Origin of the sequence: Rhodophyticola sp., from assembly GCF_965284195.1 — a bacterium.
GTDB lineage: Bacteria > Pseudomonadota > Alphaproteobacteria > Rhodobacterales > Rhodobacteraceae > Rhodophyticola.
Genome location: NZ_CBDIRM010000001.1, coordinates 3,348,287 through 3,361,612, shown reverse-complemented (window position 1 = coordinate 3,361,612; position 13,326 = coordinate 3,348,287). Strand labels below are relative to the sequence as shown.

The following is a 13,326-nucleotide window of genomic DNA, read 5'->3' as shown; positions in this document are numbered from 1 at the left end:
TCAGATGCATTTGAAATAGTCGAACGGTTCGGCGCAGGCCCGGCACCGATACTGCGCCTTGCACGCCGTCGATCCGAACTCACTGATCTTCTCGGTATCTCCCGAGCCGCAGCGCGGGCACGCCACCGCCACTTCGCCAAACAGCGCCCGGACCGAGCCCGCGGCCTCCACCGGCGGCGCGATCCCGTAGGCGCGCAGTTTCTCGCGCCCGGCTTCGGTGATCCAGTCCGTGGTCCATGGCGGCGACAGAACCCGCTCGATCCGCACGTCGAACCCGGCGTCGCGAAGGGCCACTTCGATCGCCATCTCGATGGCCATGGTCGCGGGGCAGCCGGAATAGGTCGGAGTGACCTGCGCCACCGCGACCCCGTCCACCAGCTCCACCCGACGCAGGATGCCGAGATCCTCGACGGTCACGCAGGGCACCTCCGGGTCCGGCACGGCGGCGGCGGCGGCCCAGGCGCGTTTCTGGTCCAGAACCGCTACCATTCAGCCCCCGGATAGGCCCGCTGAAGATACTGCATCTCGGCCAGCAGATGGCCCAGTTGCTCCCCGTGAATACCCGCGCGGCCACCGGTCTGCGGAAACGGAATGTCGGGCTGCTCCAGCAGAGCCTCGCCAAAGACCATTGCGATCACCCGGTCCCAGTCCCCGCGCATGTCGGCGCGGACCGGCAAAACGCCCTCCGCCTCGCAGGCGGCCGCGGCCGGGCTGCTTTCAAACAGCTCGCCGGTGAACCGGTGCAACTCCGTGACGGCCTCCTGCATCCGCCGCGCGCTCTCGTCCGTCCCGTCGCCCAGGCGGATCACCCATTCGCCCGCGTGCCGGATATGATAGGCCATCTCCTTCACGGCCTTGCCGGCAACGCCGCGGATGACATCATCGGAGGACCCCAGAGCGGCCTTCCAGAACGGCTCCATGAATGCCGCGAAATAGAGCTGCCGCAGCATGGTCTGCGCGAAATCGCCGTTGGGCCGCTCCACCAGCAGACAATTGCGATACTCCCGCTCCACCCGCAGCATCGCCAGATCGTCTTCCGACCGGCCCTTGCCTTCCAGTTTCGCGGCATGATCGTAGAGCACACGCGCCGTGCCGATCAGATCCAGCGCCATGTTCGGCAGCGCCAGATCCTCCTCCAGCATCGGCGCATGGCCGCACCATTCCGAGATCCGATGCCCCAGAATCAGATGGTCGTCGGCCAGTTCCAGAACAGCCTCAAGCCGGGCCATCACATATGCCCCACATCTTCGGGGATCTCGTAGAAGGTCGGGTGGCGATAGATCTTGTCCGCCGTCGGTTCGAAATTCTCCGCCGCCTGATCGGGATCGCTGGCGGTGATCGCGGCGGAAGGCACCACCCAGATGCTCACACCCTCGCCCCGCCGCGTGTAGACATCGCGCGCGGCGTTCAGCGCCAACACCTCGTCCGCGGCATGCAGGGATCCGCAATGCTTATGCGCCAACCCGTTCCGGGGCCGGATGAACACTTCCCATAACGGCGTCGCCTCGGTCATCGCCCACTCCATCCTTGGTTCAGAAATATGGCGGCGAGAGCAGGGGCCGTGCCCCTCCTTCCCGCCCTTCTCCGTTCATTCGGCGGCCTGTTTCCGCGTCGCCCATTTCGCGGCATGGGCCCGCGCGGCCTCCCGCACCCAGGCGCCGTTGTCCCACGCGGCCTTGCGGTCGCGGATCCGGTCCACATTCATCTGACCGCCCCCCTTGACCACGCGCCAGAACTCCGACCAGTCGATCTCTCCGTGATCGTAGCCGTTCTTTTCGTCATTCCATTTCAGATCTTCATCCGGCACGGACAGGCCCAGAAACTCCGCTTGCGGCACGGTGGCGTCGATGAATTTCTGGCGCAGCTCGTCATTGGAGAACCGCTTGATCTTCCACGCCATCGACTGGTCCGAATGCTCGCTGTCGGCATCATGGGGGCCGAACATCATCAGCGACGGCCACCACCAGCGGTTCAGCGCATCCTGAGCCATCTCGCGCTGTGCGGGCGTACCGCGCGCAAGCGTCATGACGATCTCGTAGCCCTGCCGCTGGTGAAAGGATTCCTCCTTGCAGACCCGGATCATCGCGCGGGCGTAAGGCCCGAAGGAACACCGGCAAAGCGGGATCTGGTTCATGATCGCCGCGCCATCCACAAGCCAGCCGATCGTGCCGATATCGGCCCAGCTCAGCGTGGGATAATTGAAGATGCTGGAATACTTGGCCTTGCCCGCATGCAGCTCTTCGGTCATCTCCTCGCGGCTGACCCCAAGCGTCTCGGCGGCGGCATAAAGATACAAGCCATGCCCGCCCTCGTCCTGGACCTTGGCCAGAAGTGCGGCCTTGCGCTTCAGCGACGGCGCGCGGGTGATCCAGTTGCCCTCCGGCAGCATCCCCACGATCTCGGAATGGGCGTGCTGGCCGATCTGGCGAACCAGGGTCCGCCTGTATCCCTCGGGCATCGCATCATTTGGTTCGATCTTTTCTTCCGCGTCGATGCGCGCCTGGAATCGCGCCAGGAATTCCGGCGTTTCTTCGGTGGTGCTGTCGGCACCGATCAGACCTTGAGAATACACGAGCCTCTCCTCCCAGATGCAGGGTGTGCAGCAGAAATAGGTTACAAAAAAATGCGAATCAACGTTTTTTTGTAACCTATTTCTGAAAGCCGAAGCGCTCCCAGTACATCGGGCCCGGTGTTTTGAGCCTTCGGAACCCCGGCCCCGCGGCCTGCAGCCACTCTTCCGCCGGACCGGTCAGGGACCAGTAGGTCGCCCCGATATTCTGCCGCAATTTCAACCCCGCCCAGCCCTCCGGCGCCAGTCGGGCGGGCACCTCGGGATAGCGCAGGACATAGCGCCGCCAGCGATGGACCAGCACCGTCCGCGCGGCCAGCGCGTCAAGGCCCGTCTCCGGCGCGAATGTGACATCCAGATACCGCAAAAGCGCTGTCAGTGTGTCGGTTTCCGCCTGATGTTCGGGGGAGATCGCAGTGATCCCCTCGGGCAGCGATTCGATCCGCCCGGCAACGGCGAAGCCGCGATCCCGCGGCGCGAAATCCACCGGCCAGAGCCCGACACCGGGCGCGACCGGCAGCCCGCGCGGATCGTCGGACACCGCCATCAGCCAATGCACCGGCTCCTCCTGCCGGGCCGCGGCATAGACAAGCCGGGAGGCCGGGACAAAGGCATCGCGGCCCTTGGCGGTGAAGCCATAGAACGTGTTCCGGCCTTCCTTGCTGCGTTCGGCCCAGCCGTCTTTCACCAGACGCGACAACGCGGTTTTCTGCGCCGGCTGCCCCACACCCAGCCGATCCAGCAGGACGCCCAGCCGGGTGGTCGAAATCGTCTCCTGCCGGGTCTCGACAGTGTCGCCCAGAATGGTCACGATCAGCGACCAGACACGCAGACGCCCCTGATCGTGCAGGTATTCGTCAAGAAGAGGTCGCAGCAAATCGGTCATCCCGCCGGTTTAGCGGGAATAGCTCATCATCGTCAAAAGCTCATATGCGGCGGTCTGCTCGTCGTCCTGATTGTACAGCGTCGCATGCCATCGCACCTCGCCATAGGTGTCGGTGCGCCGGGTCTTGCGTCGGGCGGTCAGCCGGACCCACAAGCTGTCGCCGGGGCTGACGGGCTTCTGAAAGCTGAGGCTGTTGAGCCCCGTATTGGCCAGAACCGGGCCCGGGTCGGGCTGAACGAACAGCCCGGCCGCAAAACTCAGCAGCAGATAGCCATGCGCCACGCGACCCGGGAAGAACGGGTTTGCCGCTGCGGCAGCCTCATCCATATGGGCGTAGAACGTATCCCTGGTGAAGGCCGCGAAATGCTCGATATCCTCAAGGCTGACCTGCCGTCGCGCCGTGTTGATCGTGTGACCGATCTCGATCTCGTCGAAGGTCAGCTGGAAGGGATGCGCGCGCGGCGATTTTTCGGCGCTGCCCGGCACCCATTGCCCGGTCACGGCGGTCAGCATGTCGGGGGAGCCCTGAACCGCGACCCGCTGCATGTAATGCAGAACGCCGCGGATCCCGCCCAGCTCTTCGCCGCCGCCCGCGCGGCCGGGGCCGCCATGGATCATGTGCGGCAGGGGGGAGCCATGGCCCGTCGCCTCCCCCATGCTGTCGCGATCGTTGATATAGATCCGGCCGTGCCAGGCACCGGATCGGAGCACGACCTCCCGGGCGACCTGCGGATCATGTGTGATCACAGAGGCCACAAGCGACCCGCCGCCGCGATTTGCAAGGTCGCAGGCATGGTCGAGATCGCGATAGGGCATCACTGTGGAGACCGGGCCGAAGGCTTCGATCTCATGCACGTTCCGCGCTGAATCAGGGTCTGAACAGCGGTACAGGGTCGGTGGCAGGAACGCCCCGGCCCGCGCATCGGCCCCGTCCACCTGCATCAGATCCGGGTCGCCGCAGATCCGTTCGGCCTCTTCGGCGATACGGCGCAGATTTGTGATCACATCCTGCTTCTGGCTGGCACCGGCCAGCGCGCCCATCCGCGTCGTTTCAAGGGCGGGGTCGCCGATACGGGTGCCCGACAGCCGCGCCGACAGCGCATCGGCCACCGCGTCAAGCTGCGCCTGCGGCACGATGATCCGCCGGATCGCGGTACATTTCTGACCCGCCTTCGTGGTCATCTCGCGCGCGGCCTCCTTGATGAAGAGATCGAATTCGGGCGCGTCCGGCGTGACATCGGGGCCCAGAACGGAGCAGTTGAGACTGTCCTGTTCGGCAATGAACCGTGTGCCCCGTTTCAGCAGATGGGGGTTCGACCGCAGCATCAGTGCGGTATCCGCAGAGCCCGTGAAGCTGACCACATCCTGCGGGCCCAGACGGTCCAGCAGATCGCCCGTGCCGCCGATGATCAATTGCAGCGCCCCGTCGGGCAGAAGACCGGAACTCAGCATGATCCGCACGCAGGCTACGGTCAGATAACTGGTCGCCGTCGCGGGTTTCACGATGCAGGGCACACCTGCCAGAAGGGCGGGCGCCAGTTTTTCCAGCATGCCCCAGACCGGGAAGTTGAAGGCGTTGATATGCACCGCGACACCGCGCAGCGGGACCGCCACATGCTGGCCAAGGAAGGTTCCGTTTCGGGAAAGCTGCTCGGTCTCGCCATCGATATGGATGTGACCCTCCGGCATCTCGCGGCGGCCTTTGGAGGCGTAGACGAACATCGTGCCGATGCCGCCGTCGATATCGATCCAGCCATCCGCGCGGGTCGCCCCGGTCAGCGGGTTGAGGGCGTAAAGCTCTTCCTTCCGGCTGTCGATATGCTGGGCCAGAGCCTTCAGCATCCGGGCCCGCGCATGGAAATCCATCGCGCGAAGGGCCGGGCCGCCAACCGCCACTGCATGCCGGATCATCGCCTCCGTATCCAGGGCGGCGCCGCCGCGCGCGATCATGTCGCCGGTGACGGCGCTGAACATCTGCCGCGCGCTGCCGTCAGGCGCGACCCATTTACCGGCGGCGAAGCTTTGAAGCTCGATCATGATCTGTCCTCCCTTGTCGAACAGTCTTGACCGATTGGTCGGGTTTGCGTCAAGCTGCTTGCGAACGGGAGGACGGCAATGACACCGGAAGAACGCGCACGGCGAAGCGCCGAAGCGATGTGGGCGGGCGATGCCGCCTCGAAATGGGTCGGCATGCATCTGGTCGAGGTCGCGCCCGGCTATGCGCAGATGACCTGCACTGTACGTGCGGAGCATCTGAACGGCCACAGGATCTGTCATGGCGGCGTGATTTTCAGCCTGGCCGACAGCGCCTTTGCCTTTGCCTGCAACAGCCACAACCAGATCGCCGTCGCGCAGCATAACACCATTAGCTACCTGAGCCCGGGCCAGCCGGGAGAGACCCTGACTGCCGAGGCGCGGGAGATCTCCAGACAGGGGCGGAACGGCATCACCGATGTGGTCGTGACCGGAGGAGACGGGCGGCAGGTGGCGCTGTTTCGGGGCGCGTCGCGCACGATCAGCGGCACCCATTTCAAGGAGGAGGCCTGATGTTGGACCTGACGCCGAAGCGGGAGGATCTGGACCCGATCGAGATCGCCAGCCGCGATGAGATCGCGGCGCTGCAACTCAAGCGGATGAAATGGTCGCTGGCCCATGCATATGCCAATGTGCCCTTCTACAGGACCAGTTTCGACAATGCGGGCATACATCCCGACGATCTGAAATCCCTGTCGGATCTGGCGAAGTTTCCCTTCACCGTGAAACAGGATCTGCGGGACAATTACCCGTTCGGCATGTTCGCCGTGCCGCGCGAGCAGGTGGCGCGGGTCCATGCATCTTCGGGAACCACCGGGCAGCCCACCGTTGTCGGTTACACCGCGCGGGACATCGACACATGGGCCAGTTGCGTCGCCCGTTCGATGCGGGCGAGCGGCACCCGGCCGGGCGATGTGGTGCACATCTCCTATGGTTACGGGCTTTTCACCGGCGGGCTCGGCGCCCATTACGGGGCGGAGAAACTGGGCTGCACGGTCGTTCCCGTCTCGGGCGGGATGACCCCGCGGCAGGTCAAGCTGATCGAGGATTTCGGCGCATCCACCATCATGGTCACGCCGTCCTATGCGCTGTCCATTCTCGACGCCTATCGCGAGCAGGGGCTGGACCCGCGCAAGAGCCCGCTGAAGGTGGGGATATTCGGGGCCGAGCCCTGGACCAATGCGATGCGCGAGGAGATCGAACAGGCCTTCGACATGCATGCGGTGGATATCTACGGTCTGTCCGAGGTGATGGGCCCCGGCGTTGCCAATGAATGCGTCGAGACCAAGGATGGGCTGCATATCTGGGAGGATCACTTCTATCCCGAGGTGATCAATCCGGAAACGGGGGTGCCGGTCGCGGATGGTGAGCAGGGCGAACTTGTCTTCACCTCGCTGACGAAGGAGGCGTTTCCCATCATCCGGTACCGGACCCGCGATCTGACCCGGCTTCTGCCCGGCACCGCGCGCAGCATGCGGCGGATGGAGAAGATCACCGGCCGCTCCGACGACATGATCATCCTGCGCGGCGTCAACATCTTTCCCACCCAGATCGAGGAGCAGTTGATGGAAGTGGCCGGGCTTGCGCCGCATTTCCAGATCGAGCTGAGCCGCGAGGGCCGGATGGATGAAATGCGCGTCCATGTGGAGGCGGCGGAGGGGCCGATGGGCTCGGAAGCGCTCGAAAAGGCCGCGGAGACCCTGAAACGGCGGATCAAGGAGCGTGTCGGCGTGACGGTTGCGATCACCGCCCATGGGTCGGGCGGCGTGGCGCGCAGCCAGGGCAAGGCCGTGCGCATCATCGACAACCGGCCAAAGGCCTAGCGCGATGCCGCGCGGACTGGCCCGGGATCACGCGGAAAAGCGCGCCGCCCTGCGCAAGGGCGCGGCGAAGCATTTTGCCGAACACGGGTATGACCGGGCCTCCATGGCGTCGGTGGCCAGCGCCTGCGGTGTGTCCAAGGCGCTGATCTACCACTATTACGACAGCAAGGAGGCGCTGCTTTTCGACATTCTGGAAGGCCATCTGGGCGCATTGGTGAAAGCCGTCGACAGGGTGCCCGATACCGGCGCGCCCGAGGCCCAGTTGCGCGCCCTGATCCAAGCCATTCTGGTGAATTACCGGGATGCGGACGCGGAACACAAACTTCAGATCGACGCATTGGACACCCTGCCCACGGACATGAAAGCGCCGCTGATCGACCTGCAACGGCGCCTTGTGACCCGGATGAGCGACGTCATCGCGGCGATCGGCGTTTCCGGGGAGCTGCGCGCCGTCACCATGACCGTGTTCGGGATGCTCAACTGGTTCTACATGTGGCATCGGCCGGGCAAGGGGATCAGCCGCGAGGCCTATGGCGATCTGGTCACCGACATGGTTCTGGGTGGCGTGCGCAACCTCTGACACTAGCCGGGAACAAGGTACTGCTCCGCCCGTTCGGGTCGTATCGCCACGCCCGGACATCTGCCGCGGTCGCGGACACCCCGCGCCAGAATTCCGCGCCTTTTTCGATCTTGGGGATTTGGTTTTTCCTCCGGCAGCGGTATCTGAAAGCACAAGAAGACCCAAACGACGGGACGGAATGGCGAAACGGGCAACATCCAGAACAAGAAAATCCGGCTCCGGCCGGAGATCGAAAGGCAATGCCACCTCCCCCGTTCGGCGGCGTGTGCGGGGCGTGGCGAGATGGATTTCGCGGGCGATGTTTCTGGCGGCCGGTCTGGCGGTGGCGTGGATTGCGATCTACGCCGTCGTGCCGGTTCCCCGAACGCCCTACATGATCTCCGAAAGCTGGCGGCTTGGCGGTGTGGCGCGCGACTGGGTTCCGCTGGAGGAGATCTCGCCGAACCTGCAACGCGCGGTCGTCGCCGCGGAGGATGCGAATTTCTGCCTCCACTGGGGGTTCGACATGGCCGCGATCCGCGACGCGATTGCCGATGGCGGGGCGCGCGGTGCCTCCACCATCAGCCAGCAGACGGTGAAAAACACTTTTCTGTGGCAAAGCCGCAGCTGGGTACGAAAGGCGCTGGAGGCGGCGATCACCCCCGTGGTCGAGCTGATCTGGCCCAAACAGCGCGTGCTGGAAGTCTATCTGAACGTGGCGGAGTTTGATGAGGGTGTGTTCGGTGCCGAAGCCGCCGCCCGGCATTACTTCGGGGTATCGGCCGCGGACCTGACCCAGACGCAGGCCGCGCGGCTTGCCGCGATCCTGCCCAGCCCGCAGACCAGATCCGCCTCGGAGCCCAGCGATGCGACGCGCCGGCGCGCCGGACAGATCCTTGAGGGAGCGGCGACGATCCGCGCCGATGGTCGCGATGCGTGCTTTGCGAATTGAATTTATGGCTCCGGCAGGGCAAAGAAGACCGATAACAAGAATGACGAGCCGAGCATGACGCGCCTCTACCATTTCGCCCTCTCCCCGTTTTGTCGCAAGGTTCGGCTGGTGCTGGCCGAAAAGAAGATCGATGTGGAACTGGTGGAGGAACGATACTGGGAACCCTCCACCGAGTTCCTGCGCCGCAATCCCGCGGGCAAGGTTCCGGTCCTGAAGATCGACGGGCTGATGCTGAGCGACAGTCAGGCGATCTGCGAATATGTCGAGGAAACCGTGCCCGAGCCCGAACTGATGCCGAAAGACGCCAAGTCACGGGCCGAGGTGCGGCGGCTCTGCGGATGGTTCGACGACAAGTTCCACTCCGAAGTCACGGCAAACCTGGTCTACGAGCGGGTGAACAAGAAGATCATGCGGGGCGGCTATCCCGACGGCAAGGCGGTGAAGACCGGTGCGCAACAGATCAAGTTTCACCTCGATTACATGGCCTGGCTGCTGGATCATCGCCGCTGGCTCGCCGGAGACCGGATGACACTTGCGGATTTCACGGCGGCCGCGCATCTGAGCTGCCTCGATTACATCAGCGACGTCGACTGGAACCGGTCCGAGATCGTCAAGGACTGGTACGCCAAGATCAAATCGCGGCCTGCATTCCGGTCGATCCTCGCCGATCAGGTTCCGGGGTTCATCCAGCCGCCGCATTACGCCAATCTGGACTTTTGACCGCGCTACGGCAGGCGCTGGAAGCCGAGGCCCGGGAGGCGGGTTTCGCAAGGCTGGGGATCTGCCGGCCCGACGCGATCCCCGAGGCCGCCGGCCGTCTGGCCAGATATGTCGCCGAAGGGCGGCATGGCCAGATGGGCTGGCTGGAGGAACGGATGGGCTGGCGCGGCGACCCCACGGCGCTGTGGCCCGAAGCACGTTCGGTAATCATGCTGGCGGAGATGTATACCCCTGACCATGATCCGCTTGACGCCCTGAACCGCCGCGATCGGGCGACGATCAGCGTCTATGCCCAGAACCGGGACTATCACGATCTGGTCAAGAGGCGGCTGAAGCGGGTGGGGCGATGGCTTCTGGAGCGTTGCCAGGGCGAGGCGATCAAGGTCTTTGTGGACACCGCCCCGGTAATGGAAAAGCCCCTTGCGGAGGCTGCGGGCCTCGGCTGGCAGGGCAAGCATACCAACCTGCTGAGCCGCGATCTTGGCAACTGGTTCTTTCTGGGCGCGATTTTCACAACGGTCGAATTTGCTCCCGATCCGCCCGAAGGGGAGCATTGCGGCAGCTGCACCGCCTGTCTGGATATCTGCCCGACCGATGCGTTTCCGGCGCCGTTCCAGCTCGATGCGCGGCGCTGCATCTCTTACCTGACCATCGAACACAAAGGCCCGGTCGATCACGAGCTGCGTGGCAAAATGGGCAACCGCATCTATGGCTGCGATGATTGTCTGGCGGTCTGCCCGTGGAACAAGTTCGCCCGCGAGGCGACGGAGCTGCGTTACGCGGCGCGGACCGAATTGCGCGCCCCCCGTCTGGAAGATCTGGCCGGGCTGGATGATGCAGGATTCCGCGCGCTTTTTTCGGGATCTCCGATCAAGCGGATCGGACGGGACAGATTCGTGCGAAATGTTCTTTACGCCATCGGGAACAGCGGCGAGAAACGGCTCGAACCCGCCGCGCAGAGCCTTGTGAATGACCCAGACGAGGCCGTGGCGGATGCGGCCAGATGGGCAGTGGAGCGTTTGCGATGATCTTGGTGAGCTTCGGGCATGGATATTCGGCACAGGCCCTGACACGGCTGTTGCCCGACGGCGCCGAGGTGATCGGCACCACGCGGAGCGCCGAAAAGGCTCAGGACCTGCGCGGCGACGGGATTGCCGCGCGGGTGTTCCCGGGCGACGACCTGCGGGAGGATCTGCGCCGGGCCACCCATATTCTCAGCTCCGTCGGGCCCGGCCCCGACGGCGACCCGGTTCTGGCCGAACTGCATGATGAGATCGCGGGCGTCGCGGGCGAAAAACGCTGGATCGGGTATCTCTCCACCACTGGCGTTTACGGCGATCATCAGGGCGGATGGGTGGATGAGACCACGCCCCTGACCCCCACGACCGAACGGGGCCGCGCGCGCGTTGCGGCGGAGGCCACATGGCAGGCACTGGCCGAACAGGCCGGTGCGCCGCTGCATATCTTCCGGCTTGCGGGGATTTACGGCCCCGGCCGCGGACCGTTTGCCAAGGTTCGTCGCGGCACCGCACGGCGGATCATCAAACCGGGGCAGGTGTTTTCGAGGATCCATGTGGACGATATCGCGCAGGTTCTGCTTGCCTCGATGACCCGGCCCGATCCTGGCGCGATCTACAATGTCTGCGACGATGACCCGGCCCCTCCCGAAGATGTGATCGCCTTCGCGGCCGGGCTTCTTGGCCTGCCCGTGCCGCCCGATGTGCCGATCGAGGAGGCCGATTTATCGCTCATGGCCCGCAGTTTTTACGCCGAAAGCAAGCGGGTATCGAATGCGCGGATCAAGACGGAGCTGGGTGTGAAGCTGACCTATCCCGACTATCGGGCCGGTTTGGCGGCCCTGCTGGCCGCCGAGAACGGCGATTAGAGATACCGCGCGGGCCGGTTTTGCTGTATGGCGAAGACCAATAATCGAGAGAAAAAATCGAGGCGACGGGCATGCGGTTTCTGAGTTGGGTAATGGTGGGTGTGCTGGTGCTGGGTACCAGCGCCTGTTCACGCTTCATCGAGTATGACGGGCCGGAAGTGACCCGGATCGAGGTGCATAAAAGCACGCGGCAGATGTATCTGTTCCACAACGAAACCATTCTGCAGAGCTACGAATTCGAGCTGGGCTTCGCCCCAGTCGGCGACAAGCAGATCGAGGGTGACGGGCGCACACCGGAGGGGCGCTACACCATCGACCGGCGCAACCCGAACAGCGAATTCTACCTGTCCATCGGCATCAGCTATCCCAATGAACAGGACCGCGAGGAGGCCGCCGCGCTTGGCTTTTCACCGGGCGGTGACATCTTCATTCATGGCACGCCGAGAGCGTTTCGGCGGGCGGATGACTGGACATGGGGCTGCATTGCCGTGACGAATGCCGAGATGCGGCAGATCTACGCGATGGTGAATGATGGCACCATCATCGATATCTTCCCCTAACCCGTCGGCGCATTGGCAGGGCCCGAGGTCCCGCCATCTCCGGTGACCATGGTCCACCAGATCTTGCCGTTCGGTTCCTGAAAGAACGCAAAGCCCAGATCCCTCGCGCCAGGGTCGGTGATCACGTCGCGCGTGTCGGGCTGCTGCATCCAGGCGGCCACGGTTTCAAGCTCTGACTCGTAGGTTTCCGAGATGTTTTCGCCCAGAACCGTGCCCGGATAGCCCACACGCCTTGCCCGGTCGATCGGCGAAGATCCGTCCGAGCCGAAATGCCAGGGCCGGTTCTGCACCGACATGTCGCGGGAATGGGTGGCCGCCGCGGCGTTCAGCTCCGCATTCAGGCGCAACGCCGGTGCGCCCGCCGCCGCGCGAAGCGAATTCACGCTGTCAAGGACACGAAACTGGATCCGCGCCGTGTCGTCGGGGTTGATTCGATAGATCGTCGGCAGCGGGCGACCGTCCGGCCCGAGGCGCGGCGCCGTGTTCGACACGCAGGCCGAAAGCGCCAATGCGCCTGAGGAAAGCAGCAGAGTCCGTCTCTTCATTGCGGAAATACCTGTTTCAAAACCCCGTTTCTTCCCCTGACCCTTACAGGCGCGACTGCGGTCAATCAAACACAACCGGCAGAATATCGCGCGCTCACGCTATTGTTTGATTTGCCGTGGCAGTTTGCCGGCCATAGTTTCGGTGACCGTATCGGGCGTGACGCCCGAAGGAGACCTGCCATGAGCAAACACCCCCTGTCCCGCCGCATGTTTCTGGGCAGCGCCGCTGCCGGGCTGGCCGCGCCCGCCCTGGCCCAGAGCGGGACCGAAACCGTGGAGTTCGAGGGCGATATCTCGCAAACGGTGCGCCACAATATCTCCAGTTTCCGGACGCTGGATTGGCGACCCTATTTCAGCGATACGCAAAACGGAGCGATTCTGGTCGATGTCACCTCCCGCGCGCTGCACTACTGGAGCGAGGACCAGAGAACCTACCGGCTTTACCCCACATCCGTGCCGATGACCGAAGACCTGACCCGGCGCGGGCGCACCGAGGTGGTGCGGCTGGTCGAAGGCCCCGACTGGCGCCCGACACCCGCGATGCAGCAGCGTAATCCGGAATGGCCCGACTACGTTCCGCCCGGGCCGGACAATCCGCTCGGCACCCATGCGCTTTACCTGAGCTGGACCTATTACCGGATCCACGGAACCCATGATACGCGCAAGATCGGGCGCCGGTCTTCGAACGGATGTATCGGGCTTTACAACGAACACATTGCCGAGCTGTTCGCGATGACGCGGCGCGGCACACAAGTGTTGCTTATTTGACGACAAATCCGGTTTGATGCCGTTT

Annotated in this window: 16 protein-coding genes; 9 read left to right on the top strand and 7 right to left on the bottom strand. The window is 64.2% G+C overall.

Going from position 1 to position 13,326, the window contains the following annotated elements:
* The 6 genes from paaD to paaZ form a co-directional block, all read right to left on the bottom strand.
* Positions 1-489 carry a 1,2-phenylacetyl-CoA epoxidase subunit PaaD gene (paaD, locus tag ACQ651_RS16795; protein WP_227286409.1) on the bottom strand — a complete coding sequence of 163 codons (489 nt, stop codon included), beginning with the start codon at positions 487-489 and terminating at the stop codon, positions 1-3.
* A complete protein-coding gene (gene paaC / locus ACQ651_RS16790) occupies positions 483-1,229 on the bottom strand; it encodes a 1,2-phenylacetyl-CoA epoxidase subunit PaaC (protein ID WP_430449913.1) in 747 nt (248 codons plus the stop codon). Before paaC ends, paaD begins: the two co-directional genes overlap by 7 nt.
* Positions 1,229-1,513: a 1,2-phenylacetyl-CoA epoxidase subunit PaaB gene (paaB, locus tag ACQ651_RS16785; protein ID WP_121896756.1), complete on the bottom strand. Its 285-nt coding sequence runs from the start codon at positions 1,511-1,513 to the stop codon at positions 1,229-1,231. The genes paaC and paaB overlap by 1 nt, the downstream gene beginning before the upstream one ends.
* Positions 1,514-1,588: 75 nt before the next feature.
* Entirely contained in the window at positions 1,589-2,572 is a 984-nt protein-coding gene (paaA, locus tag ACQ651_RS16780; RefSeq protein WP_430449912.1) for a 1,2-phenylacetyl-CoA epoxidase subunit PaaA, read from the bottom strand.
* A gap of 76 nt (positions 2,573-2,648) precedes the next feature.
* Positions 2,649-3,446 (bottom strand): PaaX family transcriptional regulator C-terminal domain-containing protein, encoded by a 798-nt coding sequence (locus ACQ651_RS16775; protein WP_430449911.1) that lies wholly within the window; start codon positions 3,444-3,446, stop codon positions 2,649-2,651.
* Between the two features lie 18 nt (positions 3,447-3,464).
* The gene (paaZ, locus tag ACQ651_RS16770; RefSeq protein WP_430449910.1) at positions 3,465-5,492 is read right to left on the bottom strand and encodes a phenylacetic acid degradation bifunctional protein PaaZ; all 2,028 of its coding nucleotides are present in this window, start codon (positions 5,490-5,492) and stop codon (positions 3,465-3,467) included.
* A 78-nt stretch (positions 5,493-5,570) separates the two neighbouring features.
* On the opposite strand from paaZ, the gene paaI reads away from it, so the two are divergent.
* From paaI to ACQ651_RS16730, 8 genes are all read left to right on the top strand, one after another.
* Positions 5,571-6,002, top strand: a complete 432-nt coding sequence (paaI, locus tag ACQ651_RS16765; protein ID WP_227286417.1) for a hydroxyphenylacetyl-CoA thioesterase PaaI — start codon at positions 5,571-5,573, stop codon at positions 6,000-6,002.
* On the top strand, positions 6,002-7,312 hold the full coding sequence (paaK, locus tag ACQ651_RS16760; protein WP_430449909.1) for a phenylacetate--CoA ligase PaaK: 1,311 nt from the start codon (positions 6,002-6,004) through the stop codon (positions 7,310-7,312). Before paaI ends, paaK begins: the two co-directional genes overlap by 1 nt.
* Before the next feature lie 4 nt (positions 7,313-7,316).
* The gene (locus ACQ651_RS16755) at positions 7,317-7,892 is read left to right on the top strand and encodes a TetR/AcrR family transcriptional regulator (protein WP_430449908.1); all 576 of its coding nucleotides are present in this window, start codon (positions 7,317-7,319) and stop codon (positions 7,890-7,892) included.
* 178 nt (positions 7,893-8,070) lie between these two features.
* Entirely contained in the window at positions 8,071-8,823 is a 753-nt protein-coding gene (gene mtgA, locus ACQ651_RS16750; RefSeq protein ID WP_430449907.1) for a monofunctional biosynthetic peptidoglycan transglycosylase, read from the top strand.
* Between the two features lie 54 nt (positions 8,824-8,877).
* Positions 8,878-9,543, top strand: coding sequence for a glutathione S-transferase family protein (locus tag ACQ651_RS16745; RefSeq protein WP_227286425.1), 666 nt, complete (start codon positions 8,878-8,880; stop codon positions 9,541-9,543).
* The gene (queG, locus tag ACQ651_RS16740) at positions 9,540-10,571 is read left to right on the top strand and encodes a tRNA epoxyqueuosine(34) reductase QueG (RefSeq protein WP_430449906.1); all 1,032 of its coding nucleotides are present in this window, start codon (positions 9,540-9,542) and stop codon (positions 10,569-10,571) included. The genes ACQ651_RS16745 and queG overlap by 4 nt, the downstream gene beginning before the upstream one ends.
* On the top strand, positions 10,568-11,428 hold the full coding sequence (locus ACQ651_RS16735) for an SDR family oxidoreductase (RefSeq protein ID WP_430449905.1): 861 nt from the start codon (positions 10,568-10,570) through the stop codon (positions 11,426-11,428). Before queG ends, ACQ651_RS16735 begins: the two co-directional genes overlap by 4 nt.
* A gap of 71 nt (positions 11,429-11,499) precedes the next feature.
* Positions 11,500-11,988, top strand: a complete 489-nt coding sequence (locus ACQ651_RS16730) for a L,D-transpeptidase family protein (RefSeq protein ID WP_227286431.1) — start codon at positions 11,500-11,502, stop codon at positions 11,986-11,988.
* Here the strand turns inward: ACQ651_RS16730 and ACQ651_RS16725 are convergent.
* A complete protein-coding gene (locus ACQ651_RS16725) occupies positions 11,985-12,533 on the bottom strand; it encodes a CAP domain-containing protein (protein WP_121895977.1) in 549 nt (182 codons plus the stop codon). The genes ACQ651_RS16730 and ACQ651_RS16725 overlap by 4 nt on opposite strands.
* Before the next feature lie 180 nt (positions 12,534-12,713).
* Between ACQ651_RS16725 and ACQ651_RS16720 the strand changes: the two genes are divergently transcribed.
* On the top strand, positions 12,714-13,301 hold the full coding sequence (locus ACQ651_RS16720) for a L,D-transpeptidase (RefSeq protein ID WP_227286432.1): 588 nt from the start codon (positions 12,714-12,716) through the stop codon (positions 13,299-13,301).
* Positions 13,302-13,326 lie beyond the last annotated feature (25 nt).

What these genes read in the sequence shown, in the direction of transcription:
- ACQ651_RS16725 (WP_121895977.1), bottom strand. Translation starts at nt 12,533, where the DNA reads ATGAAGAGACGGACTCTGCTGCTTTCCTCAGGCGCATTGGCGCTTTCG.
- ACQ651_RS16720 (WP_227286432.1), top strand. Translation starts at nt 12,714, where the DNA reads ATGAGCAAACACCCCCTGTCCCGCCGCATGTTTCTGGGCAGCGCCGCT.
- mtgA (WP_430449907.1), top strand. Translation starts at nt 8,071, where the DNA reads ATGGCGAAACGGGCAACATCCAGAACAAGAAAATCCGGCTCCGGCCGG.
- ACQ651_RS16755 (WP_430449908.1), top strand. Translation starts at nt 7,317, where the DNA reads ATGCCGCGCGGACTGGCCCGGGATCACGCGGAAAAGCGCGCCGCCCTG.
- paaI (WP_227286417.1), top strand. Translation starts at nt 5,571, where the DNA reads ATGACACCGGAAGAACGCGCACGGCGAAGCGCCGAAGCGATGTGGGCG.
- ACQ651_RS16735 (WP_430449905.1), top strand. Translation starts at nt 10,568, where the DNA reads ATGATCTTGGTGAGCTTCGGGCATGGATATTCGGCACAGGCCCTGACA.
- paaC (WP_430449913.1), bottom strand. Translation starts at nt 1,229, where the DNA reads ATGGCCCGGCTTGAGGCTGTTCTGGAACTGGCCGACGACCATCTGATT.
- paaD (WP_227286409.1), bottom strand. Translation starts at nt 489, where the DNA reads ATGGTAGCGGTTCTGGACCAGAAACGCGCCTGGGCCGCCGCCGCCGCC.
- ACQ651_RS16730 (WP_227286431.1), top strand. Translation starts at nt 11,500, where the DNA reads ATGCGGTTTCTGAGTTGGGTAATGGTGGGTGTGCTGGTGCTGGGTACC.
- ACQ651_RS16745 (WP_227286425.1), top strand. Translation starts at nt 8,878, where the DNA reads ATGACGCGCCTCTACCATTTCGCCCTCTCCCCGTTTTGTCGCAAGGTT.
- paaZ (WP_430449910.1), bottom strand. Translation starts at nt 5,492, where the DNA reads ATGATCGAGCTTCAAAGCTTCGCCGCCGGTAAATGGGTCGCGCCTGAC.
- paaK (WP_430449909.1), top strand. Translation starts at nt 6,002, where the DNA reads ATGTTGGACCTGACGCCGAAGCGGGAGGATCTGGACCCGATCGAGATC.
- paaB (WP_121896756.1), bottom strand. Translation starts at nt 1,513, where the DNA reads ATGACCGAGGCGACGCCGTTATGGGAAGTGTTCATCCGGCCCCGGAAC.